At 63.3% G+C, this 25,271-nt stretch carries 28 protein-coding genes and 2 tRNA genes; 14 read left to right on the forward strand and 16 right to left on the reverse strand.

Annotated elements, in window-relative coordinates:
- Positions 1 to 18: 18 nt before the first annotated feature.
- From HZF03_RS16880 to HZF03_RS16895, 4 genes are all read left to right on the forward strand, one after another.
- The gene (locus tag HZF03_RS16880; RefSeq protein WP_119019542.1) at positions 19 to 675 is read left to right on the forward strand and encodes a hypothetical protein; all 657 of its coding nucleotides are present in this window, start codon (positions 19 to 21) and stop codon (positions 673 to 675) included.
- Positions 676 to 1,697: 1,022 nt separating this feature from the next.
- Positions 1,698 to 2,372, forward strand: a complete 675-nt coding sequence (locus HZF03_RS16885; RefSeq protein ID WP_119019564.1) for a sugar transferase — start codon at positions 1,698 to 1,700, stop codon at positions 2,370 to 2,372.
- A 95-nt stretch (positions 2,373 to 2,467) separates the two neighbouring features.
- On the forward strand, positions 2,468 to 2,632 hold the full coding sequence (locus HZF03_RS16890; RefSeq protein WP_165858160.1) for a hypothetical protein: 165 nt from the start codon (positions 2,468 to 2,470) through the stop codon (positions 2,630 to 2,632).
- Positions 2,633 to 3,150: 518 nt separating this feature from the next.
- Complete coding sequence (locus HZF03_RS16895) at positions 3,151 to 3,813, forward strand: transglutaminase-like cysteine peptidase (protein ID WP_119019541.1); 663 nt, start codon at positions 3,151 to 3,153, stop codon at positions 3,811 to 3,813.
- Positions 3,814 to 3,872: 59 nt separating this feature from the next.
- Here the strand turns inward: HZF03_RS16895 and HZF03_RS16900 are convergent, their stop codons facing one another.
- Together HZF03_RS16900 and HZF03_RS16905 are read right to left on the reverse strand one after the other, a co-directional pair.
- Complete coding sequence (locus HZF03_RS16900; RefSeq protein WP_119019540.1) at positions 3,873 to 5,306, reverse strand: O-antigen ligase family protein; 1,434 nt, start codon at positions 5,304 to 5,306, stop codon at positions 3,873 to 3,875.
- The gene (locus tag HZF03_RS16905; protein ID WP_012496736.1) at positions 5,303 to 6,511 is read right to left on the reverse strand and encodes a polysaccharide biosynthesis/export family protein; all 1,209 of its coding nucleotides are present in this window, start codon (positions 6,509 to 6,511) and stop codon (positions 5,303 to 5,305) included. The genes HZF03_RS16900 and HZF03_RS16905 overlap by 4 nt, the downstream gene beginning before the upstream one ends.
- A gap of 766 nt (positions 6,512 to 7,277) precedes the next feature.
- Between HZF03_RS16905 and HZF03_RS16910 the strand changes: the two genes are divergently transcribed.
- Both HZF03_RS16910 and HZF03_RS16915 read left to right on the forward strand, forming a co-directional pair.
- Positions 7,278 to 7,529, forward strand: a complete 252-nt coding sequence (locus HZF03_RS16910; RefSeq protein ID WP_011158903.1) for a hypothetical protein — start codon at positions 7,278 to 7,280, stop codon at positions 7,527 to 7,529.
- 227 nt (positions 7,530 to 7,756) lie between these two features.
- A complete protein-coding gene (locus HZF03_RS16915; protein WP_011158904.1) occupies positions 7,757 to 8,038 on the forward strand; it encodes a hypothetical protein in 282 nt (93 codons plus the stop codon).
- 509 nt (positions 8,039 to 8,547) lie between these two features.
- Here the strand turns inward: HZF03_RS16915 and HZF03_RS16920 are convergent.
- Positions 8,548 to 9,015, reverse strand: coding sequence for a hypothetical protein (locus tag HZF03_RS16920; protein ID WP_133303226.1), 468 nt, complete (start codon positions 9,013 to 9,015; stop codon positions 8,548 to 8,550).
- Positions 9,016 to 9,169: 154 nt separating this feature from the next.
- Positions 9,170 to 9,255: transfer RNA gene (locus HZF03_RS16925), tRNA-Tyr, on the reverse strand.
- A gap of 209 nt (positions 9,256 to 9,464) precedes the next feature.
- Between HZF03_RS16925 and rlmB the strand changes: the two genes are divergently transcribed.
- Positions 9,465 to 10,292, forward strand: coding sequence for a 23S rRNA (guanosine(2251)-2'-O)-methyltransferase RlmB (gene rlmB, locus HZF03_RS16930; RefSeq protein WP_119017959.1), 828 nt, complete (start codon positions 9,465 to 9,467; stop codon positions 10,290 to 10,292).
- Positions 10,293 to 10,364: 72 nt separating this feature from the next.
- On the opposite strand, the gene HZF03_RS16935 is transcribed toward rlmB, so the two are convergent.
- Together HZF03_RS16935 and HZF03_RS16940 are read right to left on the reverse strand one after the other, a co-directional pair.
- Positions 10,365 to 10,865 (reverse strand): hypothetical protein, encoded by a 501-nt coding sequence (locus tag HZF03_RS16935; RefSeq protein WP_119017960.1) that lies wholly within the window; start codon positions 10,863 to 10,865, stop codon positions 10,365 to 10,367.
- A gap of 57 nt (positions 10,866 to 10,922) precedes the next feature.
- Complete coding sequence (locus HZF03_RS16940; protein ID WP_011158908.1) at positions 10,923 to 11,396, reverse strand: hypothetical protein; 474 nt, start codon at positions 11,394 to 11,396, stop codon at positions 10,923 to 10,925.
- 215 nt (positions 11,397 to 11,611) lie between these two features.
- Here HZF03_RS16940 and HZF03_RS16945 point away from each other — a divergent pair.
- Positions 11,612 to 11,686, forward strand: a tRNA-Thr gene (locus tag HZF03_RS16945).
- A gap of 957 nt (positions 11,687 to 12,643) precedes the next feature.
- Entirely contained in the window at positions 12,644 to 13,498 is an 855-nt protein-coding gene (locus HZF03_RS16950; protein WP_133303227.1) for a hypothetical protein, read from the forward strand.
- A 208-nt stretch (positions 13,499 to 13,706) separates the two neighbouring features.
- On the opposite strand, the gene HZF03_RS16955 is transcribed toward HZF03_RS16950, so the two are convergent.
- Positions 13,707 to 14,153, reverse strand: a complete 447-nt coding sequence (locus HZF03_RS16955) for a BLUF domain-containing protein (protein ID WP_012496798.1) — start codon at positions 14,151 to 14,153, stop codon at positions 13,707 to 13,709.
- 148 nt (positions 14,154 to 14,301) lie between these two features.
- Positions 14,302 to 14,787, reverse strand: a complete 486-nt coding sequence (locus HZF03_RS16960; protein ID WP_234832198.1) for a hypothetical protein — start codon at positions 14,785 to 14,787, stop codon at positions 14,302 to 14,304.
- A 513-nt stretch (positions 14,788 to 15,300) separates the two neighbouring features.
- On the opposite strand from HZF03_RS16960, the gene HZF03_RS16965 reads away from it, so the two are divergent.
- A complete protein-coding gene (locus HZF03_RS16965) occupies positions 15,301 to 15,513 on the forward strand; it encodes a hypothetical protein (RefSeq protein WP_012496800.1) in 213 nt (70 codons plus the stop codon).
- Positions 15,514 to 15,890: 377 nt separating this feature from the next.
- Here the strand turns inward: HZF03_RS16965 and HZF03_RS16970 are convergent, their stop codons facing one another.
- The 4 genes from HZF03_RS16970 to HZF03_RS16985 all read right to left on the reverse strand — a co-directional run bounded on the left by HZF03_RS16970 (position 15,891) and on the right by HZF03_RS16985 (position 18,181).
- Positions 15,891 to 16,004 (reverse strand): hypothetical protein, encoded by a 114-nt coding sequence (locus HZF03_RS16970; protein ID WP_012496801.1) that lies wholly within the window; start codon positions 16,002 to 16,004, stop codon positions 15,891 to 15,893.
- Positions 16,005 to 16,470: 466 nt separating this feature from the next.
- On the reverse strand, positions 16,471 to 17,184 hold the full coding sequence (locus tag HZF03_RS16975) for an outer membrane protein (RefSeq protein WP_042441632.1): 714 nt from the start codon (positions 17,182 to 17,184) through the stop codon (positions 16,471 to 16,473).
- A 188-nt stretch (positions 17,185 to 17,372) separates the two neighbouring features.
- Positions 17,373 to 17,792, reverse strand: coding sequence for a hypothetical protein (locus HZF03_RS16980; protein WP_119017961.1), 420 nt, complete (start codon positions 17,790 to 17,792; stop codon positions 17,373 to 17,375).
- A gap of 92 nt (positions 17,793 to 17,884) precedes the next feature.
- Positions 17,885 to 18,181 carry a His-rich protein BRANT gene (locus HZF03_RS16985; protein WP_107345173.1) on the reverse strand — a complete coding sequence of 99 codons (297 nt, stop codon included), beginning with the start codon at positions 18,179 to 18,181 and terminating at the stop codon, positions 17,885 to 17,887.
- Positions 18,182 to 18,487: 306 nt separating this feature from the next.
- On the opposite strand from HZF03_RS16985, the gene HZF03_RS16990 reads away from it, so the two are divergent.
- The gene (locus HZF03_RS16990; protein ID WP_234803260.1) at positions 18,488 to 19,312 is read left to right on the forward strand and encodes an NAD kinase; all 825 of its coding nucleotides are present in this window, start codon (positions 18,488 to 18,490) and stop codon (positions 19,310 to 19,312) included.
- A gap of 170 nt (positions 19,313 to 19,482) precedes the next feature.
- Here HZF03_RS16990 and HZF03_RS16995 read toward each other — a convergent pair whose 3' ends face one another.
- The 3 genes from HZF03_RS16995 to HZF03_RS17005 all read right to left on the reverse strand — a co-directional run bounded on the left by HZF03_RS16995 (position 19,483) and on the right by HZF03_RS17005 (position 21,176).
- Positions 19,483 to 20,187 (reverse strand): SDR family oxidoreductase, encoded by a 705-nt coding sequence (locus HZF03_RS16995; protein ID WP_119017962.1) that lies wholly within the window; start codon positions 20,185 to 20,187, stop codon positions 19,483 to 19,485.
- A 263-nt stretch (positions 20,188 to 20,450) separates the two neighbouring features.
- A complete protein-coding gene (locus HZF03_RS17000) occupies positions 20,451 to 20,627 on the reverse strand; it encodes a hypothetical protein (RefSeq protein ID WP_011158920.1) in 177 nt (58 codons plus the stop codon).
- A 363-nt stretch (positions 20,628 to 20,990) separates the two neighbouring features.
- Positions 20,991 to 21,176, reverse strand: coding sequence for a hypothetical protein (locus HZF03_RS17005; protein WP_234832199.1), 186 nt, complete (start codon positions 21,174 to 21,176; stop codon positions 20,991 to 20,993).
- 224 nt (positions 21,177 to 21,400) lie between these two features.
- On the opposite strand from HZF03_RS17005, the gene HZF03_RS17010 reads away from it, so the two are divergent.
- Together HZF03_RS17010 and HZF03_RS17015 are read left to right on the forward strand one after the other, a co-directional pair.
- Positions 21,401 to 21,946, forward strand: a complete 546-nt coding sequence (locus HZF03_RS17010) for a response regulator (RefSeq protein ID WP_011158922.1) — start codon at positions 21,401 to 21,403, stop codon at positions 21,944 to 21,946.
- A gap of 17 nt (positions 21,947 to 21,963) precedes the next feature.
- Positions 21,964 to 22,554: an Hpt domain-containing protein gene (locus HZF03_RS17015; RefSeq protein ID WP_119017964.1), complete on the forward strand. Its 591-nt coding sequence runs from the start codon at positions 21,964 to 21,966 to the stop codon at positions 22,552 to 22,554.
- Positions 22,555 to 22,842: 288 nt separating this feature from the next.
- On the opposite strand, the gene HZF03_RS17020 is transcribed toward HZF03_RS17015, so the two are convergent.
- The gene (locus HZF03_RS17020; protein WP_119017965.1) at positions 22,843 to 24,012 is read right to left on the reverse strand and encodes a DUF2336 domain-containing protein; all 1,170 of its coding nucleotides are present in this window, start codon (positions 24,010 to 24,012) and stop codon (positions 22,843 to 22,845) included.
- 446 nt (positions 24,013 to 24,458) lie between these two features.
- On the opposite strand from HZF03_RS17020, the gene HZF03_RS17025 reads away from it, so the two are divergent.
- Positions 24,459 to 25,244: an ABC transporter permease gene (locus tag HZF03_RS17025; protein WP_119017966.1), complete on the forward strand. Its 786-nt coding sequence runs from the start codon at positions 24,459 to 24,461 to the stop codon at positions 25,242 to 25,244.
- The last annotated feature ends 27 nt before the right edge of the window (positions 25,245 to 25,271 follow it).

The following is a 25,271-nucleotide window of genomic DNA, read 5'->3' on the forward strand; positions in this document are numbered from 1 at the left end:
GTATCTTTCGCAATCGGTGTGATCGGTATCGTCTGGGCGACCGCGAACTTTCACCGCGCAATCGCGATCGATCGCTTTGAGTCGTTTGCGGACCATCTTCTGCGTTTCAAGACATTCGATAACGGTTTCAGCTCGGCGGTTCTGAACAGCCGGGCGGCACATGCGCTCGATGCCTGCGACACCCGCGCACAACGTGCGCTGATCATGCTCGAAATCCCGCTTGCGGACGCCGCCCTCCGGACCGGGGCGACCAACGAGTTCGATGCCAGGACGGCAGATCTCAAAACCCGCGCCTATCAATCACTCTCCTGCGCCCCGACCGAGTCCTTCGCGTGGCTGGTCCTCTTTGGCCTGGCGGTGCAGTCTGGGCGGCTCGACCCGGATGCCTTCGCTTTCCTCGAGCGGTCCTACGAAACATCTGCGCGCGAGGCTTGGGTTGCGGTTCGACGGATCGCGATTGCAGCCCCCGTCGCCTCGCTTGCGCCGGAAGCGACCCGACACAAGATCGCGTCCGAGTTTCGCCAATTGTTGCTGGATGGATATGTTGAGCTGCCAGCGCAATCGTATGCGAGATCTCACCAGGGGGTAAGAGAATTTCTGGACGCCGAGGTCGAGCAGCTCGACGTCCGCAGCCAGTTGCGCTTCAAGGCCGCCGTGGCAAAGCTGTTGCCTTAAGCATCGCTTCGATGCTGCGGCAGATGCGAGGACAGCAGGCTTCGCCTCCTCGGCCGAGGAAACGCTGCCAGCATCCAGCCTGAGAGAAGCAGGCCGAGCGTTGATGCCGCCGTTCCTTGTCCTTCTGGCACCGCGTCGGCGTCTCAGCGTCACTGGCCAAGTGCCGGCTCGGCCACCTCGAAAGCTCCGTCCAGCGAACCATCAGAAGATCCCCGGACCTCCGTCGGGTCCAACGATCTTCCATCGTCGTTGGGCACACGCCCAATTCCGCTTACGTTTCGCTCCAGCTCGAGGAACGACGTTTATCGCGTGGGATATCCCCCTCCCTGACCGATCGACAACATCGAGACCGATTCATGCAGACCGGCGCCGGCCAGTTGTGTCCGCATCATTCGACATGCCGTCTCTACGAGCCGCAGCACCCATTAAGTGTCGGTTGGTTGCGATGGCGCCTCCAGTCTCGCCGTGGACGCGAAGACAGCGCTCCTTGCCCTTACCCCATTCGTCCGACTGACCTCTAAGACGGCTCCACAGGCAGCACCGAATATCGCTCAGCCGAAATGAGCTCGAGGACTCACAAGACAACCACCGCCCATCGAAATCTCTACAACGACGAGACACGACTTATTACTTCATACACTTCGATGAACCGCCGCACATTTCAATCAGCTACCGGGCAACACACGACAGACAATCGCTCGCGAACTTGACAAGAAGCCCCACAATCTTACGCGCCGGATATCCATTGATCGGCACCTCCGTAGCGCCTGAGACGGCGCCACTTCTGGGACGAGCAAACATTTCCAATGATGTCTGAAAAGCCCGTCCGGACGCGACTTTCACGGGCTGACGCGATTTGTTGCTCTATATGTCAACAACGCGATTTATCTTAACGCGAACTTGCATCCACAATGGTGCGATCAACAGTTTATTCACCATCGGCAATTTGATAAACATTCAATTCAATAACACTTTGAGTGACAGTTCATCTGGACATCTACGGGCGGCTTGAGAGTACGACGATGGATGGATTGCTGAGAACAGATACGGAGCTTGCTCTCGCCGACAGGAGTCCACCGTCTCCTGTCGGATGCGCATCGAAGAGAACCCTTGATCTTCTTTTGGCGCTTTCGGGCCTTTTGATTTTGGCTCCGCTATTACTTCTGTGCTACTTCGCGACGATGATCTCGTCTCCTGGACCGGTGATTTTTCGCCACAGACGAGTCGGATTTAACGGACAGCGATTCAACTGCCTGAAATTCCGGACCATGGCGGTCGATGCCAATGAGAGGCTTCAAAAACTGCTGGAGAGCGATCCCGAGGCTGCGGAGGAATGGAGACAGACTCAGAAGCTGCGCCGCGACCCTCGCATTACGCTAGTCGGAGCCGCACTTCGCAAGTCGAGCCTGGATGAGCTTCCGCAGCTCTTCAACGTATTGAAGGGCGAAATGAGCATCGTCGGGCCGCGCCCTGTCACTGAAGAAGAGCTGAGCCGTTACGGACACTGCTCGGCCGAGTATTTGGCATGCCGTCCAGGGCTGACAGGACTCTGGCAAGTCAGCGGCCGCAACACCACGACCTATGATCGCCGCGTGGCTCTCGACTCCTACTACGCGAACAACTGGTCGCACCGCCTGGATATGCGGATCATCTTGGTCACCATCCCGACCCTCCTCACCGCGTACGGCGCATATTGAGAGACGATTGCAGCGAGGCGTTCTGCGTCATGAACTGAGTGTGCAACTGGAACGACAAAGGAAGATCGCAACAGACGATTCGCCGAGACGAAAACGTGAGCACCGACCTCATCACTCATCCGAAACGTAACAGCGTATTTAAGATCTTGGTTGCGCTTAACGCGGCGGCCTTGTTGGCGTGGACCGGGTTACTGGTCATCGGCTTGGGTCTCTCGCTGGAAAGCGTACTCGCCGCGGTTTGGTTGTTCTTTTTCAAGTGAACCACGCTCTCTGATTGCCGACATTCTTTTCGTGCTCGGAACCGCAGGACAGAACTGCAGCCGCGATCGCGGTCGATCCAGCAGCACCTCGGCCGCTCAGGTTGCCTGGCGCAGTTCTCCCGCTCATCTTCGACGCATGAGATGCTTCAGCACTGAAGCGATGCATTGGCTTTGGAGGCGGCAGATCGAACGCGCCGTCCGCAGAATCCTGCCGAATGAATCGGATTAGTCGCCCCGCGTTGAATCCCGGCGTCGCCCCAAGAGACTCGTCCGGCGGAGCTCATCGAAACCGCGTCGCCGCCGTAGCCTCATGACGACGCCCGATCGACCATCGTCTTTTTGAGGCATCCGGCTGTCGCCAACCACGTTCTCCGCCTCGCTTCCTTGGCCCGCAGAGATAGCCCCCGCCTCAGAATCTGCACTGATCGTTAACCTCGATCAGTAGCCGTTCATTTACTCCGCAAATGCATCCTCTGGACCGGCCATCCCATAGGCGAGTCCACGATCAGTTGCGCTCGATGCTGAACAAGCTGCTCTGTCCGATCCTTTCGCTGGCGGCTGTCATCGTCGTTGTCAGCCCCTCAGCGGCACGTCCTATGGCGGGCCGGAGCGGCGCTATCCAGCTGCTGGCTGAGGTTGCCCCGACATTGGCCCCCTTTCAGCATGTTCGATTCTGCATCCGTTATCCGTTGGATTGCGCCTCCGATCGCGATCAGACCGACCGCGTCGAACTCTCCCCATCGACACTCAAATTGCTGGAAGCAATCAATCGCAGCGTGAATTCCGAGATCGCACCAATCCAGAAGGTCTATGGATCGGACTTGAAGATCGGCTGGACCATCGGCCCGAAGGCCGGGGACTGCAACGACTACGCCGTCACCAAGAGGCATCGCCTGATTGAAAGCGGGCTGCCGGCACGAGCGCTGCGCCTGTCGGTGGTGCGGACCCCCGATCAGATCGGACACCTCGTGCTCCTGGTCTCAACGACGGACGGAGACCTGGTGCTCGACAATCTGACGCCGTCGATCCGCTCTTGGCAGAATACAGACTACGAATGGCTGAAAATTCAGTCGCGCGCTGATGCGCGTCTCTGGTCTGATGTCGGCAGGAAGATCGCCGAGCCGGCCGATCTCAAAGCACCCGCGCGGCTTCAGCTAGCCGCACAGCGGACCACCGAATAGCCAAGCGCGAGCTACCGGCTAGGTTTCGTCAAACGCGCCCAGAAGGCGCCGTGACCGGCTCAGCGATACCCGACGGTCTCGTCCCTCTCCGCTCCACGTTCCCGCGTGGCCAAAGCGAGTCCACAACCGACCAGGATCCCAAAGGGGATCGAGTAGCCGGGGACCTGCAGCGGAAAGTCGATCAGCGAATGAAGGTAGGTCATCACCATGATGCCGCTGATGGCACACAGGAAGGTCCGACTGTGCCCGACTGAGCGCGTGCCGGCTCGCGCCACAACGACCAGCGAGACAACCGCCGAGACGCACACGAGTAATGCGATTGGAAGCCCCATTTCGACGGCGATTTCGACGAGTGTGGAGTGGGCGTAGTCCCAGACGCCCCACATCGACATATCGTCTCCCCGAAAGGCGGGAAACACGTCTCCAAACGCTCCGGCCCCGATGCCCAAGATCGGGTTTTCGACAATCACCCGGAGAGCATGCTTGTAGGCCATCCACCGGCCTTCATCGAACATGCCGCGCGTCATGACGCTCTGACTTTGCGCCAGCCACAGCGCGATCACGACCAAGCCTACAGCCGCGATCAACAGACCATAGACGAGCCGAAGCCGAAGCTGCCCGGCAACCATCTGAAGGATCGCCGCGAAAAGCCCGAGAACGGCACATGCGAGGCCCGCGCGAGAGCCCGTTGATAGCAGCGCGAGGAAACACAGCAGGCCTGCCGCGGCCCGGGTGGCAATCTGGATCCCAACCGCTTCATTGGACGGGCTGAGCATCAACAGTCGAAACGAAAGCGGGCCGATGAACCTAAGCTGCTGCTGGATCGAACAGGCCCACAAGATCACCCCGGCGCCAAGCAGGGCGGCTGCGGTATTGTGATTGATGAAGGTGGCCGTCAAATCGCCCTGATAGGCCGTCTTCGGCTGCCAAAGAACCAACCCTGGCGTGAACGCCCGAGCCAGCAAGCCATATAGCGCATAAAGCAGGATCGAATAGCGGGCGACCTTGAACAGTGTCTCCGCGTTGCTTCTCGAGGTTCCGATCCAGAAGCCCGCCAGGACCGAGGTGACCAGAAGTAGGTAATGCCCGGCAGTTACGACAGGGATCTCTGCGCGAGCCGATATTCTCGGCGAGATCGGGAGATGGATGAGCTCGCCGGCCCTCTGCCACGCCACCGAGTTCGGTCCGACCGATAGGCCGGGGACGATCTGGATCGCTGCCACAACGAGGTACGCGGCGCAGACGATCAAAAATGCAATCAGGATATGGAATTGGGCACGGGAAACCGGTCGCAGCGGTCGCCCGAGCAGGCTGAGCGACAGCACAACCACCCAAGCCAGCACCCAGATCGTATCGACGGAACCGAATGGCAGCGGCGCCAGTGCAAATGCTGCGAGGGTGAGCCCAAGCTGAGCCCTCCGGACAGCTTCGGCGTGGGAGGGCTTTGCGCCCGCATCCACTGCCGAAGCAATCGGAGAGGTCCTATCGGTCACCAACGCGTCTTCGTCGCTGCGTTCACATTGATTGCCGCGTTGGACACATTCGACGTGGTGTTGGCGGTGTTGTTGATCAGCGTCAGGAGCTTGTAGTAATCGACCACCCGCGCATTTGCCACGTACATGACGTCCTTGCTTCGGATCTGGAAGCCAGAGGCCAGAAGCATACCGGCCGGATCCCGCAGGTTGACGTGATAGATCGTCGGAATGCGGTCGTAGACGAAGCGGTTTGTGTCGACGCCGAGCTTCGCAAGCAGCGGTCGATCCTCGTAGCGGAAGACGAAGACTTCGGCCGGATCCGACTGCTGATCGTTCAGACCGCCGGCCTTGCCGATTGCCTGGGCGAGCGTCAGCGTTTCGACGTCGAAGGTCAGCTCAGAATTATAGCCGAACACGTTCTGATTGAGAGCACCAAGAGCCGTGAAGGTCGGTGCCTCCCGGGTAAGGAAGATCACGTCGTTAGGACGGACAAAGATGTTCTCTGACGGATCGTGAACGATCCGGCTCAGGAGGACCTTCACCTTCTTGCCATCGCGCTGAAGCGTCACATAGCTTTCGATCGCTTCATACTTGGGTCCACCCGCCCGCGCGATAAGCGCGAGGAGCTTCTCACCGACGCTGTTGAGCGCGAACACGCCAGGAGTATTAACGTCGCCAAGAACACTTACGACGCTCGAATGTTGCTGGTTGAGGCTCACGACAACCTGGGGCTCGATCGCCCTGTTGCGCAGCCTTGCGACCACCGCCTGCTGAACTTCGGGAACCGTTCGCCCAGCCGCGGGCACCTCGCCAGCGTAAGGAACGGAAATATTGCCGCGCTGGTCCACAGCCTGCGGCGGCAGATCGACGAAGTTACCGGGGCGAGCGCCGGCAGATTGACCAGGGGTGAACAGTCCCCCTGGCGCGGCTTCGAAGATCGAGATGTTCAGGACGTCACCGACGCCGATGACCTGCTGAGGCTTCGGCCGCCTGTCTTTAAACGAGCCTTTGAACGAGACCACGTTAGGCTGGGACAGGAAGCCGATGGTGTCGGCGGAGACGTCTACCAGCGCGTAAGGCAATGCAGTCGTCGACCGAACCCCGGCCGTCGCATAATTCTCGACTGATTCACTTGAAGGGCCCGTGCCTGGCAGAACCGAACACGCTGACATCGAAATCAGCAACAGCAGACCAGCAAGCACCTGAAACGTCTTGCGTACCACGCGAAACCTCATTGCATCGCGCCACAGGGCCCGCGGTCAACCAACTTCGGTAGGCGCGTCCAGGGGACGAACATCAATCTGTGGCCTTGTCGGGAGGTGAGACGACCGGTCCCTCCGAATCGAGCCTCGAATATCTCCCAGAACCTTACTTAGAGGGCACAGGCTTTTGAAGACGCTCCCCCCGCCCGCCCTCATTCTGCGGAGACACGTTGCAGTTGAGCCACACTGGATGGTGCTATTCAGTAGTTCCGTGACCGAAAAGTCCCATTTCCGCCCTCCGTGGACACTTATCCCACCCCCCCCCCCGATAGGCGGCATCCGAGCCGGGCCAGCCGGTCGCTAAGGTCAGGACGGCGACGGTCTGCCCCTGTGTGAGCTATGCCGAAGCCCTTGGAACGCCTCTGCCGCGAAACGGCCGGCCAACCCGCCCTCGCGGGACAGAACCACCGACGTCCAGAGTCTCAGTCCAGGTGCAAATTCCGAGACGCGATTACCCACTAAGTCACTGGGCGATTTTCGAAAATACTATCCGCAGTTACTTTCCTAGCTCGCCAGCCGAGCTCCCCTCCTCAAATTAAACAAAGTTCCACCCAGTATCGCTCGACAGTCATATGTTCATGCAATCAGGAGTGAGAGGTCCTCAGATCGCTGCACCTGAAGTGGGATTCGCGCTCGAAAGGCGCTTGGGGGGAGAGCTGCAAATGATCTATCAATCGTCTCGACTGAGCTGGGGTCACGCCGACGGAGGAAGCCGCGGGAGGCCGTAATGGCGTATTTGGCTATTGGCTTAGCGCTGGCGGGGTTCTTGATAGGACTGAGATTTCGGCTCGTGGGACTGCTTCAAGCCCTCGCCTTGGTGCTGCTCCTGACGATCGGCACCTGCATCGGACTTGGATACGGCTTCACAAGAACGATCGTGGTCGTGTTCGCGGCTCAGGCAGCCATCCAGGTCGGGTATTTTTTCGGCCTGCTCGCGCAGACGCTGTACCAGTCCCGTCGAACTCGAATGGTGCTTTAGGCCCGCTCCTGTTTTCACTAACGTTTTCAGATGCCAGGGTCAGCTTCGGTAGCCCTGATCTGCCTGGTCCTCTGACGCAGCTTCGCACATCCAAGCTGCCACTTGGCCTCTCGGCGCAAGATTAGCCTCTTGGATTCCCATCCTTGTGCTACAAGCGTGATCCGGTGCGGCCCACTTTTCGGGCAGATACTTGATGGAAATTCGGATTCTGGTTTCGGAGACCTGATATGAACTTGAGTAAGCTTGCGATCATTTCGCTGATTTTGGGCAGTTCAGCCGTCGCAGTCTCTGAGCCAGCTTCTGCGCGGACTCGGCTTTATCCCGTCACGACCTGCGGTCCCGACCGGGCCTACCTGTGTAAGCTGCACGGATCGTTCGACAGCCCGCCCTTCCACTACAACCTGGCGATCCATCCGGCTTGCATCAAGACGGTCGGCAAGAGCCGCCGCTACGGACGCGAGTACGTCCTCGTTTGTGGTAGCCCAGACCGCCCGATGATTTGGTGGTAACCCAAACCTCCATCAAACAAGCCTGGCAGCAACGAAACGGCGGTTCGGGATAGGCCTCTACCTTTCCGGCCGCGATCCGGCATTGTTCGGCGGCCCTTGACGGCTCGAGAAGTCGTTCGCGTTTCCTCGGCCGGCTTGGGATCGATCAGCCGGGCTGATGTTGTTCGACCCGCGATCACGGACCAGATTTCCGTACATATCTCGTTGGGGCGCCACGCTCTGTGCGGATGCACTACCGGCCATCGACAGGATGGCGGAAACAATCAAGATCAAAGCTCTCATGAGATCCTCCCAGATCCAGCCGACCCGAGCCTAGCTAAGAATGGAGGAGTTGCAAATCGGCGAGCCGAGACATCGCCCTCGATGTTGATAATGTCAGATGCTGGCGACTCCCGACTTTGACGCATTCGCAAGGGGCCCGGACATCACGGAACGGCAGAAGATACCCGACCTCTTCAATCCAGTGCGCGCCGCCCCTGATCCGACGTCTTCTCAGGCCTATTGCCACCTCAGCGACCGAGATTGGCGGCGCCAATCGCCTTGTCACAGCTTGCCAGATGATCGCGGTAGGACTGCTCGGCCTTTTCAGCTGCCAGCAATGACTTCGCCCGCTCATCGCCCCGCGTAGCACGCCGCATCAGGGATGCGACGGCTGACAGGTCACCGGCAGCCTGCCCGCACGCGCTACGCGCGTCCCCCGGCTCCGTTTCCTCGACGAGCGTCGATTGCAGCTGAAGAAGCCGTCTGGACTGCTCGCCCAGTTTCAGCTCGTCGCCCGTTTGCAACGCGGCTTGAATGACCTGCTCGGCGGTGAGGATGTCGCGAACGGCGGCGCCGAAATCGACATTCGCCCCGGCGCGTGCCGCGATCGTTACGTTGGCCTGCTTCATCGGAGCTGAAGCGCCGACAACAGGACCGGCCACAGCGGCGTCAGCAGCGGCGACCAGGACAAAAGCCGTCAGGAAAACTGCGCGCACGAAAGCTACCTGGGAGAGTTAGACGTTGAGGAGAGCGTAAGAGGTCGGTTGTCCCGATGGACAATCCGCCCCCAAATCCGTCGTCGTTGAAAGCTTCTCCGCCGCTGTTGCTGTGCGGAAACACCATCGACCGCTGGCAAATCGATCGGCTGGATGGTGGGGGAGGCAGGACTCGAACCTGCGAAGCCATGAGGCGGCTGATTTACAGTCAGCTCCCTTTGCCACTCGGGACACTCCCCCGCCCGTGCCGCCGGCCGAACGCCTGTGGCAGGCAAAACCGGGACCGGAAGCCGCAGCGAGCCCGCGGGCGGGCCTGCAACGCGGCGCGGTTATGGGCGATGCGGCCCCCTAAAGTCAACCAACCCCATGACGATTTCGACACTCCTTCGTCATATCGGACGATCGAAGCGAAATTGCCTTGTGCAAGAGGGCATGAGACAAGCGCCGCCATGAGCGACAGACCGCAGAATCCCCGCTTTTCCCGCCGCGATGGCCCGCCCCGCGGCAAGCCCCGCCCTGCCGGGCTCCGCCGCGAAGCCCGCGAGCGCGACGGCGACGGGCCCGTGATCCTTTACGGCTGGCACACTGTGACGGCGGCGCTGGCCAATCCGCAGCGCAAGTTTCGCAAGCTGTGGCTGACCGAAAATGCCGCCCGCAGGCTGGCCGAAGAGAACATCGACACCCGAATCGCGCCGGAGATCGTCCGGCCGTCGGAGATCGACCGCCAGCTCGGGCCGGACGCGGTGCATCAGGGCATGCTGGCCGAGGCCGATCCGCTGCAGGGACCGCGAATCGACACCCTCCCCCAGCACGGCATCGTGCTGGTGCTCGACCAGATCACCGATCCGCACAATGTCGGCGCGATCCTGCGCTCGGCGGCGGCGTTCGCCGTGCAGGCGATCGTCACCACCGCCCGGCACAGCCCGGAAGCCACCGGCGTGCTCGCCAAGTCCGCCTCCGGCGCGCTGGAGCTGGTGCCGCTGGTGCTGGTGCAGAACCTCGCCCGGGCGCTGACCGAGCTGAATGACCGCGGCTTCCTCACCGTCGGCCTCGACAGCGAGGGTGACGACGACCTCGCCGCGGTCGAACTGCGCCAGCCGCTGGCGCTGGTGCTCGGCGCCGAGGGCAAGGGTCTCCGGCAGCTGACCCGGCAGACCTGCAACACCGTCGCCCGGCTCGACATGCCCGGCGAGATCAAGAGCCTCAATGTCTCCAACGCGGCCGCACTGGCGTTGTACATCGGCGCCAGCAGGCTCGGCCTGATGGGCGGCCGCTAAGGTTCAGAACGCAAAACGCCCGTCCGCATCGGCTGCGGACGGGCGCTTTTCAGCCGGCAAGATGCCGATCCATCAATAGCGCGGATGATGCACCGGCCCGTGATAGCGGTGCCGCTGGTGCCGGCCGGCATGGTGGCGATGCGCCCAGGCGCGGGCGTGGTGGCGGCCGTGATAGCGCACCACCGCCGGCCCCCAAGACGGCTCGCCGATCACCTGATGGGTCATGGCATGCGCGTAGGCGCCGCCGGTGTAGGCGGTGCCGGTGCGATACACCGAGACGGCGCGCTCGTCGTAATAGGGGCGCGGCGCGAACTGGCCGGGGCCGGTATAGGCCGGGCCCTGATTGACGTAATAATAGCGGGTCGGATCCGGCAGGCGCTCGAACGACGCGGTGCCGTAGCCATAGCCGTAACCGGTTTCGAATGTGGCATAGCCATTGCCGCACGGGCTGACCACGGGGCCGCACGGCCCGCAGCCGTTGCCGAACAGCCCTCCTCCGCAGGCCAGCGCCGGCGCGGCGCTCGCAGTCACCACGGCCACCGCCGCGACCAGCCCGGAAATCATCGTACGCATGCTACGCTCCTGTTCGATGTCGTCGTCGAGATCGTGGGGTCGGCCGGAAAACGGCCATCAACGGTACGGCCGCGGGCCGGGCCGCGGCGGCTCGTTGAACGGTGGCGCGATCAGCACCTGAGGCTCGATCATCGGGGTCGGCGGCGCCGGCTGCGGCGGCCGCGATTCCACTTCCCAGGATTGATGGAAGCTCTCGGCCGGCTTCGGCAGCTTGCGGTCTGGCGGAGGCTCGACCTCCAGCCGGCCATAGCCCGGCAGCCGGTTCGAGCCCGGGTAATAGTGGCCGACCTCGGGATACACCACCGGGCGGCTGCCATAGATCGTCGGCTGCACGTGGTTGCCGCTCTCCAGCCCCCAGTCGCCTTCGATCGTCGCATAGGACGCATCGCGGCCGTTGATGATGATCGGCACGCCGGGCCGGCCGGGAATCACGATCGCCCGCCCGCCGCTCTCGGCGAAAGCCGGAGCCGCGGTCACTGTCAGCAGCGCGAGCGCCTGGGCCAGACGCCGAAGGGTGAAAGGATCGGACATGCGCCAACGGTAAGGGAAAAGCCTGGCAGATGGGTTAAGGCACGGCCGCTCGCGACCGGTAAGCCTAACGCGCGAACGCGGTTTCGGGTCCGCCCGATGCGTTCCGCCGCAACGTCGTTAACGCGCGCTTTCGATCCGCGCGCCGTGCGTCAGCTTGGAAACCATCTGCAGCGGTCTTGTCGATCTGCGGCGGCGCTGCTAGCTGTCTGCCCGATGCCGGCGTAGCACAGCGGTAGTGCAGCGGTTTTGTAAACCGAAGGTCGGGAGTTCGATCCTCTCCGCCGGCACCACGAAAACTAGCATTTAATAGCCGTTTTTCGCAGTATTTGGGCCGCGGCAAATCCGGCGATTACGGAAACAAACCGAGATCATCGCGGGCGCGAAACCAGGCACAGTTGTTTCCGGTGTGTTCTCAACTCTCGCGCAATCAGCAATGACAGGCGGCAACCCAACGAAACTCACGAGATTGAAGCGCCGCACCCGCCGGTCCGCAACCTAGGCCGCATTGCGGTCCGGCGGGGCCGATTGCCATCAACCGAGCGCGGCACGATCAGGACGCGCCGACGGGCCGAAGGCCAACCAGCAATTCCCCCTTCCGATCACCTGCCGCCTGGATGGAGGACGGACACCGCACGGCCCATGTCCGCTGCATGTGGTGCAAGCATCAGCAGCTCAACCTGAAACTTGATCAGCTCCCGCCGGATTGGCCATGGCGCCGCGTCTGCAGAGCCATGCTCTGCACCGAATGCGGAACGCCTGGCTGCATCCACGTCGTGCCAAACTGACACGACAACAGCCTCCACAAAGTCCCGTTTCATCGGCTAGGGGGCGGACCCGACCGCATGACGAGCCCCATACGGCAGAAGATCGCAATCCACCGGCGTTAAGCGCAGATATCTTGGGCGAATTGCTTTGACCCGCCGATCAAGCTCTCCGAGGGGAGAGAACTAAAGATGTTGCGCGAGGCCGGCAGCTATATCGCCGCCCTGCACGCCACGAAACAGAAGCCCCCCAAAGGTTCAGGCAGCCATCCACGTCCTGCTGCAGGCAGCCGATCACAACGGACCAATGATCTTCGCTCGCATAGGGACTGCATGTGCTTTCGAGGTGACCGGCCACCATCACCGCGCCAACGAAGCGGCGGTTTGAACAATTGCTATATTGCCCTCAAGAGGGTTCAATTTTACTGAGCTTGACCAACTACAAACTGCAAACTCCGACCGAATCGATAAGAGGCAAACTCACCCATGGTGCGCCTTAGACTTGGAATTGCACGTACCGGCACATTCATTGCAACGGTGTTTTTCTGGACTTGGACAACAGTTAAGGCGATTATTGCACTTATCGGAGCAACCACCGTCGGTGATGACTTCAATCAATTGACGGAGCGGCTGCCTGCTGTCGCGGCATGGGTACTTTCGACCCCGTGGTGGGTTCCTGCGGCCCTTGCTACTGTTCTAACGTCATTTCTAATTTGGCTCTCTTGGCCAAGCGCCCCCCAAGTAACGCAACCCCACAATCAAACCAGCGAACCCAGCAACGCAGATCGAGGCCAACCACAGACGCGATCGATCGAGCCAAGCTCTCCCAGAATCACGATATCACTACGAAAGGGGCTCTACGTCGGCGACATTAGGATCGGTCTTGACCATCTTGCGGATGATCGCCACAGCGAGATCACTCTCCGAGTCTTCAACGGAACCGGAAGGACCGTGATGCTCCACGGGCTATGTGGCAAAATCTCATTTGCAACTCCCAACAATCAAGACCCGCGTTTCTGTGGAGAGCTGCCCGAGCCCGCGGTACGAAACGACACCTCGCGACTGGCGGAACCATTGGAAGAGTGGTTTCTCATCCTTGAGCAAAAGGTACCTGCAAAGGAAGCAGACAAGCTACTCGCGATGATCAATGACAACATGAAAATCCTCTTTTCCTTCGCACAGTTTGACATCGAAGTGTGCGATGCCACTAAGGTAGACCACATCGAAAAACTCGACATGGGAGGCGGCGTTTCTTACGATCGAACGTATGGATATGGAAAAATTATCAATTTGAGTGTGAAGGAAACCATCGGATCACGAGCAGATACCTTCGGGCCGTAGGTGACGCGCACGCATCATGCTGAGCACAAAAAGTTCGCCGATCGGGAATGAGCGATGGCCAGTCAGGGAGGAACGGTAAGGCGATCAGGCAGACGCTGCCTGCATCGAGCGCAACCGATAGCCCTACAGAGCCCAAATTTGTAAACCGAAGGTCGGGAGTTCGATCCTCTCCGCCGGCACCATCTCCCTCGCAAGCAAAGCTCGGTCGCTACGCGACGTCGCCCGCCTCCTGGGAATAGGCCATCTCCATCACGATGGTGTAGAGCCGCTCGCCGATCAGATGGCCGGTGTGGAAGCCTGTCTCGGTCTGAAGCCAGGCCAGCGCGTGCTGGTGGCGGGGCGACTGCCCGACGAACGCCATCGCCCAGTTCGGGAATGCCCGAACGGTGATCGGGCTGGCGAGCAGCACCTGGACGTCGCTGTGGCGGTGGTCCTGCTGGATGGTCTCGAACACCTTCTCGACCGCGCTGCGCGGCCCTTCGAGCACTTGGGCAAAGAAGCCGCTGTTGACGATCAGCGCCCCGGTGATCCCGGCGCGGGCATTGTTGATGCGGGAGGTGGCGAGGATGCCTGCGATTTCCGAGGACAGCCGATCGAGCGGTCCTTCGATCCGGTTTCGGCTGACATAGAGAACGCGAAACAGCTCATCCTGCATCGAACCCCTTTTCCCCTACGGGCATCCCTGATTCTGAATAACGCGAGCGCGGATCGCACTCGGTTCAAAATCATACGGAGACGCCGGTGGAAGGACTTGTTCGAACGCAAATCCACAGGCGTGGATCGGATCTCGGCCGCCAGCACGGTCAAACCGAGGCAACGGCGTGCGGGTGGTCCTCGCGCGGCACATCGATCGAATAAACCACCACCGCGCTTGGCGGCGGGAAATCACCATGGGCGAAAATGCCGTCGCGCTCGAACCGGCCCTCGGTGCTGATCAGCAAGGTCGTGGCGAGGATCGACACCACCTCACCATGGTTGTTGATGAACGGCAGCAGCAGCTTCTCGTATTCGACCGGCACATCATGGGCGTCGGTGGTGCAGGCGATCGAATACACCGGCTTGCGGCCGCGGCGGCACAGCTCGTACTGGGCGAGGATATGATCGCGGGTCGTAGGCCCCAGAATCTCGTCGAGATGCCGCCCCTGAGCGTCGTCGACGCTGACGGCTTCCGCCAGCTGCGAACCGAAATGCAGGATCAGGAAGCGCGCCGCATCGCGGATCGGAACGACGCGGGTGATCACCGAGCGGGTCAGGTCGATGCTCGCCGGCTCGAATCCGAACGCCGCCATGGTCGGATCGGGCAGCGCGCCCCATCCGGGTCCACTGACTGATCAGCCAGCGGTGCGGAACGTGCCTGACGACCTCCGGGCTGCTCCGGTTCGCGAACATGATGAGTTGTTTCCTCGACGTGCCGTCGTGGGCATTTCAGTTGATGAAGGATTGGGGTCGGCCGCTCGTGCGACGCGTCCATGCATCGCCCGGATCGTGAGCCTCCCCACGGCAGCTCACAGCACCATGCAAACCATTCGCACAAATCAGCGCCGCGACCACCCTCGGGGCGCTACGGGGCGCCGCCCGTTTTCAGCGGAATGCCGAATTTTCCGTATGCTTATGTGACCGGTTTTCGGAGCAAGGAGCCGCCAAAGCGCCGGCGTTGCCCGCTGAGACCACGGCAATCTGAGCCGAGCCTTGGCCCCCCTGGAAGCTCCCGTCTGGAACTACGCCGAGCTTGATGTAACTCAATACCGTTCCCGTCAGAGCTGCAAAGCTAAGTTGCACCGCCCAGAAGGGAATCATCCGGCATGCGATCGTTTCACCACCGCGACTACTTTTTCCATCCGTGCCGGATGTGCGGAGCCGCGGCGAACCTGACGCGCAACACGCCGGCCGCCGACGGCTACGAGCATCGGACCTACGAATGCCGACGCTGCGGCCATGTCGATCTATTCGGCGTCGGGCCGGACGACAGCAGGCCGTGGAAAGTGATCGGCTCGGCCGACGCGCAGCCGATGTAGCCCGCCGCATTCGAGCCTGGGGCGATCGAAGGCTCGAACCTGAGCTGAACGGATCGCAGCCAGCGCCCTCGCCTGCACCGCATCTCAGCGGAGTTCACGGGATCAATCTGGCCCGTGCCGTCACGCCGCGATCGCCATCAACACCGTGTCCGCGCCGTTCCAAGCGAGTGCGATCGACAATGCCCCTTCGCCGATCGTCGTCCGCCGCATCGGTCGTGTAGCAAGCGGTTGCGCAGTTTCTCAGCACGGCATGAGCCGCCTAGACGCGGCACACGCCTCGCCGCGCTCGATCCGAGCAAGCCAATCACCACCGGCGCCCGCGTGGCGCCGGTTCTGTTCAGAGCCAGCCCAACAGCGTGGCTGGCATTGCTCGGGATTCAGTGCCGCGAGGCAAGTGCCGCGGCGATACGGCCCTGGATGACGACGCCGAGCCAAATCACCAAGGTCGACAGCCCGGCCGCGGCCACTACCAGTAAGTCGGTCTCGCTCATCGGATCAGTCCTCCGCAAGGACGGTCGCGGCAGCCCGGTAATAGCTACCGCCTCGGCGGCGTCGCATCCGCGGCGCCGCAACTTGCGCGATTATTGCTGCACGGCGCGGGCCGGCTTTGATGCCGGTCAACCGCGGCGGCGGCAGGCATTCCAGCGCTCACAGCCACCGCACCAGGACGGTGAGATTGACCGCACAGGCCCCCAGCAATGCCAGGGTGAGGCCGAACGGAGCGCTATCGATGCGGGTTTTCAGGATCGTCGTCATGTTGGAACCCGATGTCATGACCGGACCATCGGGTGATTCTAGCCGTGGAGTCCCAAGCGATATTTTTCGCCGGATTTAACCCTCGTTAACCTTCGATTCCCGACTCCCGGCCCGCTTCCGGCTGGCGCAAAAAAGCCGACGCTGAGGCCGGCCTTGAAGCTACGATTCGTGAGGCGGGAGAGGGACTTGGCCGGTCCCCGATCAGTATTTGGCAACCGCCGGACCACCCCAGCCAAAGCGGTAATTGATACCGGCCTTGACGGTGTGTTCGTCGTTGCGGAACGAGGTGCCGACCACGTCCGCCGGACCGCCGGTGAAGGTGGTGTCGCCGAACTTGTAGTACTGGTACTCGACCTTGGCCGACCAGCTCGGCGCGAACATGTATTCGAGGCCGGCGCCGACCGTGTAGCCGTCGTTGCGGCTGCCGCTGGTGGTGTAGCCGGACGGCACGCCGCCGAGCGACGCGACGCTGAGATCGCTGTCGCGCCAGGCGTAACCGCCCTTGGCGTAAACCAGCGTCGGCCCCCAGGCGTAGCCGAGTCGGCCAGTGACCGACCCGAGGCCCCGGGTATCTTCGGTCGCGGTGCTGCCGCCGGGGAAGATCACGCCGGTGTTGTTCGACGACATCCAACTATACTGGGCTTCGATACCGATCACCCAGTTGGTGGCGAACTGATAGTCCGCGCCGCCCTGGACACCGCCGAAGAAGCGGCCGGAGTTGCCGGTGATGTTGTTATCGCCGGCCCAGGCGCCACCGACGTGGCCGCCGACATAGAAGCCGGTCCAGTTGTAAACCACCTCGGGCGCCGTGTAGGCGGGCGCGGCCTTGGTGTAGGGGCGCGGCGGCAGGTCGGCCGCGAAGGCGGGAGCGGAGAGCGCGATCACCGCCGCTGCGCCGAGCAGAGTGTTCTTCATCGTCTTCATCGTCGTCCCTCTTTCGATGCGTTCCGATGTGCTCAAAACAGCATGGCAATCGTTTGGTTGCCCGATGGCGACGGCGTAGCAATCATTCAGCAGGACTGTGACGACGCCGCAACACTCGGGAACCCGTCCCTGCCAGGCCGGCATCAGATTAGTCGCGGCAGATTGCGATCCGGTCGGGATCAGCGCGACAATTTTTCCAGCTCGGGAAACGGCGCATAAACGACGCCGGTGCACAGCTCGCCGGCGTGCGGCGCGACGCGGTCGAGCCGGCCGTCGACATGGACGATCGCCATGTCCTGCAGCGTGCCGCCGCGCGGGGTGAAGCGCAGGCACGACACCCAGCGCACCCGGCCGTCGACCGGGCGCTGCACCGGCTCGGCCATCGCGGCATCGCGCAGGCCCGACGGGTTGTTGAGATAGGTGCGCAGGAAGGCCGGGATCTCGCTGCGATAGTTCACCGGAAACGGCTGCGGCGGATCGGTATCGAACGACATCGAGCCGCCGATCGCGCAGGCGCCGAGCAGCGCCGCGAGCGGCAGCGTCAAGGCGGCGCGCAGCGGGCGCAGTGAGGTCGGCAATGGGATCGCGGGACGGCGCATGCCTCATGCAATAGCGCGCCGGGCGGCGAAATCAATCGCCCGCCGTGCCGCGAGGGGAAGCGCGGCGCGGCGGGCGTTGGGACGGCTGAAGATCAGCCGCGCTTCGGCGCGATGTGGCGGATCGACGCCTTGGACAGATGCTGCTTGGCGACCGGCTGCTTCATCGCCTGGTGCTTGGCGTGATGCTTGGAGGCGTGGTGCTTGCCGACGTGGCGCTGGGCGTGATGCTTGCCGGCCTGCTTCTGCACCGGAGCGGCCTGCGCGGTCTTGCCGGCCGGCGCGGTCTGGGTGGTGGCCGGCGCGGCCGGGGTCTTGTCGGCCGAGGCGGCGAGCGCCGGGGCGGCCAGCATCGAAACGGCAACGAGCGCGGCGGACAGGGTCTTGATCATGGTGGGTCTCCTTCAAGAGGCGGTTCGAAATTCGCTTGATCCGAACGCGGGGCCGGAGCGGCCGGGTGCTCGATCACGGTGCCAACCCTAGATCCGCGGCACTGAACCGCACCTGACGGCCGCCGATGGCTTCCGTTCATCAGCATGAATTGTTGGTCATGCACGCTGGCACCGCGCTGGCGCCACCGGCCTCCTCGCCTGCTCGCCTCGACACCCCTCGGCAGGTCGTATAGACCGGCGACGGTGAGAGGCGGCCGGCACCATGATCGCCTGTCAGCTGACCGCCGCCGTCAGAGGCCGCTTTCGATGAGCACGTTCGCGCGGCAAGGCCGCGACCCTTCGCCCCGCCCCGCATCGCCGCGCATCGCGACCGACCGCATCGCCTTCGTCGCCTCCACCAGCGCCGAGGCGCAGGCCGCGATGGCACAGCTGGTGCAGCTCTACGGCAATGCCGAGCCGCACGAGGCCGATGTCGTGGTCGCGCTCGGGGGCGACGGCCTGATGCTGCAGACGCTGCATCAGCAGATGCACAGCGGCAAGCCGATCTACGGCATGCATCGCGGCACCGTCGGCTTCCTGATGAACGAGTATTCGACGGTCGATCTGCGCGCCCGCCTCGCCGCCGCGCGCGAGACCGTGATCCATCCGCTATTGATGCGCGCCACCGACATCTACGGCGAGGTGCACATCCATCACGCCATCAACGAGGTCTCGCTGTTTCGCCAGAGCCATCAGGCCGCGCGGCTGCGGATCTCGATCGACGAGCGCGAGCGGATGAGCGAGCTGGTCGCCGACGGCATCATGGTCGCGACCCCGGCGGGCTCCACCGCCTACAATCTGTCGGCGCAGGGACCGATCTTGCCGATCAATGCCCAGCTGCTGGCGCTGACCCCGATCTCGGCGTTCCGCCCGCGCCGCTGGCGCGGCGCGCTGCTGCCCGACACCGCCTACGTGGTGATCGACGCGCTCGAAGTCGACAAGCGCCCGGTCGCCGCCGTCGCCGACCACGACGAAGCCCGCGACGTCCGCCGCGTCGAAGTGATTTCCGACAAGACCATCGCGATGCGGATGCTGTTCGATCCGGGCCACAGCCTGGAAGAGCGGATTCTGAGCGAGCAGTTTGGGTACTAAGCCCGCCGGCTCGCTACTTGCGCGCAGCCTGAGGTGACTACCCGCCTTACACCTCTGTCGAGATTCCGGGTTCGCGAGCGTTGCTCGCGCCCCGGAATGACGTGGGGAGAGGCCGCGCGGTGCAACTCCTGTTGCCGTCCCTGAATAGTTGCGGGTCTAGCCGCATCCCGTTACACCGCCCGCGTCAGGCCGCCGTCCACCCGGATGTTCTGCCCGGTGATGTAGGCGGCGCCGTCGGAGGCGAGGAAGGCGATGGTGGCGGCGATTTCGGCGCTGGTGCCGTAGCGCTTCATCGGCACCGTGTCGCGGCGCTGTTCGGTGGCCGGCAGGCTGTCGATCCAGCCGGGCAGCACGTTGTTCATCCGGACGTTGTCGGCGGCGTAGTGGTCGGCGAAGATCTTGGTGTAGGCGGCGAGCCCGGCCCGCGCCACCGCCGAGGTCGGAAACATCGCGCTCGGCTCGAACGCCCAGGCGGTCGAGATGTTGATGATGGCGCCGGCCTTCTGCTGCAGCATGATCGGCGCCACCAGCCGCGTCGCGCGGACAACGTTGAGGAAATAGACGTCGAGCCCCTGATGCCACTGCTCGTCGGTGATCTCGAGGATCGGCGCGCGCGGGCCGTGGCCGGCGCTGTTGACCAGCACATCGATGCGGCCCCACTGCGCCATCGCCTGATCGACCAGGCGCCTCAGATCGTCGTTCGACTGGTTCGATCCGGTGACGCCGAAGCCGCCGAGCTCGCGCGCCAGCGCTTCACCCTTGCCAGACGACGACAGCACCGCGACGCGGAAGCCGTCCGCGGCCAGCCGGCGCGCCGCCGCAGCTCCCATGCCGCTACCGCCCGCGGTGATCAGGGCTACTTTGTCGACTGCCATGCTTTGCCTCCGTCTGCTGCTCCAGCGGGCCGGCACCGGTCTGCCCCGCGCGTGATAGCAGCAACGGCACGCCGCGCGAACGACTCTGCGCCGTGGCGCGATCACAAAGCAATCAGAGACGGAGGATGTGGGATTTATGATGCGACGGGGCGCATGGTCATGCCGTGCGCGACAAGAGATTCCGGGTTCGCGCGCTTTGCGCGCGCCCCGGAATGACTTGGGGAGAGGTTGTCCGCGCCGCGCGAAAAACGCAGGTCGGGCGATCAGCCCTTCTTGCTGCGCACCGGCACCGGTTGCGGGACGAGCTCGGTCAGGGTGGTCAGGGCGGAGACGGTGCTACGCAGACGGTTGATGCGGCGGGTGTAGTTGAACATCAGTCCGGCGAGGAACGCGCTGCAGATCAGCGTGAACACTGCGAACGCTACGACGTCGTCACCCATGGTCGTCCCTTTCCTTGATGAGCACGGCCGCTGGCAGACGGGCCGCGTGGCGCGCAGGCCGGCTGGGACAGCCGGCTGCGTCGCTGCATGAACGATACATGATGCTAGGCGCCGGAATCATAATCATGAATGACCGGGAACAACCGATCGCCGCTTCGATGCGTCTGTCGTGTGCGATGGATAATCGCTGATTAAGCGATCTGTTGTGCAGTGCAGCGCAACGAGGGAGCACACGTCAAGCGTGACGCACTGCTAGGCGGCGCGAGCGACGTGCGCTGCGGCGACCTCTATCAGCAAGCGGGATGTCGGGGAGCGATCGTGCCGCGGACGGTCCGGCCGGTGCGGGGCGTGATCGCATCGAAGCTACTCGTGATAGAACGGCCCGTGCGGCTCGGTCAGCGAGTGGTCCCACGGCATCGCGCGGTGGGTCACCGCCTCGCAGGTCGTGCATTTGTATTCCCGCACCTGATAGCCCTGCACCAGCGGCCGATTGCCGATCAGCTCCAGCGGAAGGTTGCAGGTCGGGCAATGCGGGGTGGTCGTGGTCATGCGCGCCATCCGAATCAGTACAGTCCCTAGTCGGCACGATTTCGGGTTCCACCGCCACTGCGATCTCGCAGCGCCGGATTCGCCAAAGGTGCGATATCCGGTCGCAGCCGAAAGTCGCCCCCTCGCCGGCGGCCTGCCCGCCCGGGGCCCTCAACCCTTCCTTAACGACGCGCCGCTATCGTTAACGCAACGTTTATCGGCGCACAGCGCTCCCGGGCCGGGCCATGTATCGGATCGACTTCAACAAGCTGCGCTTCCTGATTTGCGACGACAATCCGCACATGCGGCGCATCCTGCGCACGCTGCTGCACTCGTTCGGCACCCGCGAAGTCTATGAGGCCGAAGACGGCGCCACCGCGCTGGAAATGTACAGCCACTATTCGCCCGACATCCTGATCACCGATTGGGAGATGCCGATCTTCGACGGGCTGGAGCTGGCGCAGATGATCCGGCAGCCGGAGGCCAAGGGCAATCCGTATGCGCCGATCATCATGCTGACCGCGCATTCGGAAAAGCGCCGCGTCACGCTGGCGCGCGATGCCGGCGTCACCGAATTCCTCGCCAAGCCGATCTCGTCGAAGGGGCTGTATCAGCGCATCCTCAACGTGGTGGCGAGCCCGCGCCCGTTCATCCGCACCCGCAATTACTTCGGCCCCGACCGCCGCCGCAACACCACCGCCGGCTATATCGGCCCGGAGCGGCGCCACGGCGGCGAAGCGGACATCATCCAGCAGCCGTCGCTGCTCGATAAGGCCCGGGTCAACACCTAGCAGGCGTTTCGACAGCCATGAGCAAGCCACGCCCCGGCGACATTCAGGTCGCGACCTTCCCGACCCATCAGGTGATCACCCAGGCCAACCCGCTGCGCCGCGCGATGCGGCGGCTGGCCGAGGACGCCCCAGCGGAGACCGCCGACGATCCGGTGGCACGCGCCGAAGCCGCGCTGGCGTCGCTGTCCGGCGAGTTCGGCGACTGGATGGCCGAGGAATGCCAGCGGCTCGCCGCCGCCCATGCCGATCTGGTGCGTGACGGCGTCACCAAGGACAGCCGCGCCGCACTGTTTCGCGCCGCCCACGACATCAAGGGCGACGCCGCCACCTTCGGCTTTCCGGCCGCGGCCGCGACCGCCGCCAGCCTGTGCCGGATCATCGAGCACGCGCCCGATCTCGCCAAAGTCCCGGCCGAACTGATCGCCAACCACGTCGCCGCGATCCAGGCGATCGTTCGCGAAGGCGCCGGCGGCCAGAAGTCCGAAGTGCAACGCGCGCTGAACCGCAAGCTGCGCGGCGTCGCCGACGATTACCTCGCCGCCGTCAACCGCGATCGCCCCGAACACCTCGAAGCCATCTTCGCCCCGAGCATCGCACCGGACGAGTAATGGTTTGTCATTCCGGGGCGCCGCGCAGCGCTTCCCGCGCGGCAAACCCGTCGCGTCTGAGCCTCCGCACCTCGTCGACCAGCTATCTGGCATCGCTTATCAACATGTCGTCCCCGCGTAGGCGGGGACCCATACGCCGCAGCATCTCGATTGAAGCCCTGCGTCAGCCACCTTCCCTCACTTGCGAAGCCAGGGGATATGGATCCCCGCCTGCGCGGGGATGACTCGAGGCGGAGTGGTTCAGCGCTAACTATGTTGGTGCGTGTAGCAATGCGACAGGGATTGGACCTACGCCGCGACCGGCGCGTAGCGCCAGCTGGCTTCTTCGGCGATCACTTCGTCGCGCAGCGCGGCGGCTTCTTCGCGGGCGAATTCGGTGGCGAAGCGGCGCAGCAGGATCAACAGCGGACCGGCCGCATCCGGATCGGTCTCGCACTGGGTCAACACCCGCTCGACCATGCGGCGGCGGAGCCGTGCGGCGCTGGATTCATTGGCGACGAAGCCGATCTCACGCTCGGCGGCGAGCGCGGCGCGGAACGCCGGGAAGACGGTTTCCGGCAGCCCGGCGCGGCCGAGCAGCGCATTGAGCGAAGCGCGGCCGCCGTCGGCGAGCAGCGCCGCGACCCGCGCCGGCGCAGTGCCGGAGAGCTCGGCGAGCGCGTGTTCGACCAGCAGGAGATTGCCGGATAGCAGCGCGCGCAGGATCAGTCCCGCGGTCAGCGTGCGGGTCTCGCACAGATGCCGCATCAACGCCGCCATGTCGGCGCCGCGGGCGCGCGCCGCGATCGCGATGGTGGAGCGATCCATCGCCTCGCCGGTTGCGCGCGCGGCGCGGTCGGCGCTGAGCCAGCCGCGCGCCACCACGAATTGCTGCAAGGTGTCGGACAGCTTCGCCACCAGCGCCAGCCGCGTCGCCGCCGGCAGATCGGGCAGCGCCAGCATCGACTCGCGGATCGCGGCGAGATGGCCGTGGCGCTCGACGATGCGGTCCCAGGAGAACGGCGCCAGTTCGGCGTGCGGGTTTTCGATCAGCTCCAGCGCTGCGGCGGGTGAGCCGACCTCGGCGATCGCCGCGCACACCGCGGCGGGCAGTTGGAAACGCCGCGCCACCGCGCATTGCACGGCGTTGTCACCGGTGGCGACGATGTCGACCAGATCGGCATCGAGCAAGAGCGGCGAGAATTCCAGCACCGGCAGCGCCACCGAGGCCTGATCGGAAGCGAGTGCGCGCACGATCGTCGGCGGGGCGTCGGGATGGGATGCGAACACTTCGGCGATCGCCTGCCGCACCTGGGCAGCGGGATCATCCAGCATCAGCAGCAGCGCGCCTTCGGCGGCGATGCGGTCGTCGATCGTGAGATCGGAAATCAACCAGGCGCGGGCGAGAGCGCGGGTGGCTTCGGCACGTTCGCCGGCCGGTGCGTGACGGATCCAACTGATGAACTGCCGAACAATCATGACACTTCCGGCCGACGCAACTTCACCTCACGCCTGTTCGGCGCCTCTCATAAACGATCAATAAACCATGCCCCTTAACAAAGGGTTCACCATAACCGGCTGAGTTCGTTGACGTTTCGTTAAGGCTCCACGGGCGGGGCGGAAACTCGCCCAGCCACAGCCGTCCGCGTGCCACCACGAACTTGCCGCCGCTCCGCGAACGAATAGCTCCGCACGCGATGTCTCGTCGTCTCCGAGATCGGGACGCTGCACCTTGCGAAGCCGCGGAAGGCGCCAGACTGCCCACAATCTCGACAGTGTATGATTACAGATTGATCGCCCGTCCCGCCGATTTGAATATGCAGATTTGCACATTGCGTTGCACAATTCGTCATTTTCATCCCGCCGCCGTCAGCGATGATGAGCGAACTAACTAACGACTTCGACCTGATCAGCAGGAGAGCGCCGTGCAAACAGCCATCTCGAAAGCCACCACAGCAAGGCTGCGACGCGCGACCGAACTTGCTGTCGGCCCGCTGCTGCTGTTCGGCGTCTGGTGGCTCGCCGCGCGTGGCGGCTGGGTCAACAAGGATCTGCTGCCCTCCCCGGTCGACACCCTTCGCGACACCGCTGCTGCGATCTGGTCCGGCAGCATGACCAAGGATTTCTGGCACACCATGGTCCGCGTAGCTTACTCGATCGCGATTGCGATCGTCGCGGGCGTTCCGGTCGGCATCGTGCTCGGTGCCAAGGCGGCGGTGTATCGCTCGGTCGAGTTCATCGTCGACTTCTTCCGCTCGACGCCGGCGACCGCGATGTTTCCGCTGTTTCTGCTGCTGTTCGGGCTCGGCGATCTCGCCAAGATCGCAGTGGCGGCATTCGCGGCGTGGCTGGTGATCGTTTTCAACGTCGCCTACGGCGTGATGAATGCGCGGCAGACCCGCATCCTCGCCGCGCGGTCGATGGGCGCGTCCTCGCTGCGCATCTTCCGCGACGTCATCTTCTTCGAGACCCTGCCGCAGACCTTCATCGGACTCCGCACGGCGGTGTCGCTGGCGCTGGTGGTGATCATCGTCGCCGAGATGTTCATCGGCGCCACCGACGGCATGGGCCACCGCATCATCGATGCGCAGATCTCCTACTCGCTCACCGACATGTACGGCTCGATCCTGATCGCCGGTGCGATGGGCTACGGCCTCAATCTGATCCTGCTGTTTATCGAGCGCTCGATCATCCACTGGTCGGGCAAATGATCCGCACCGCTGCCCTCGTTCACAAGG

Origin of the sequence: Rhodopseudomonas palustris, assembly GCF_013415845.1 — a bacterium.
In the GTDB taxonomy this organism is placed as follows: Bacteria; Pseudomonadota; Alphaproteobacteria; order Rhizobiales; family Xanthobacteraceae; genus Rhodopseudomonas; species Rhodopseudomonas palustris_F.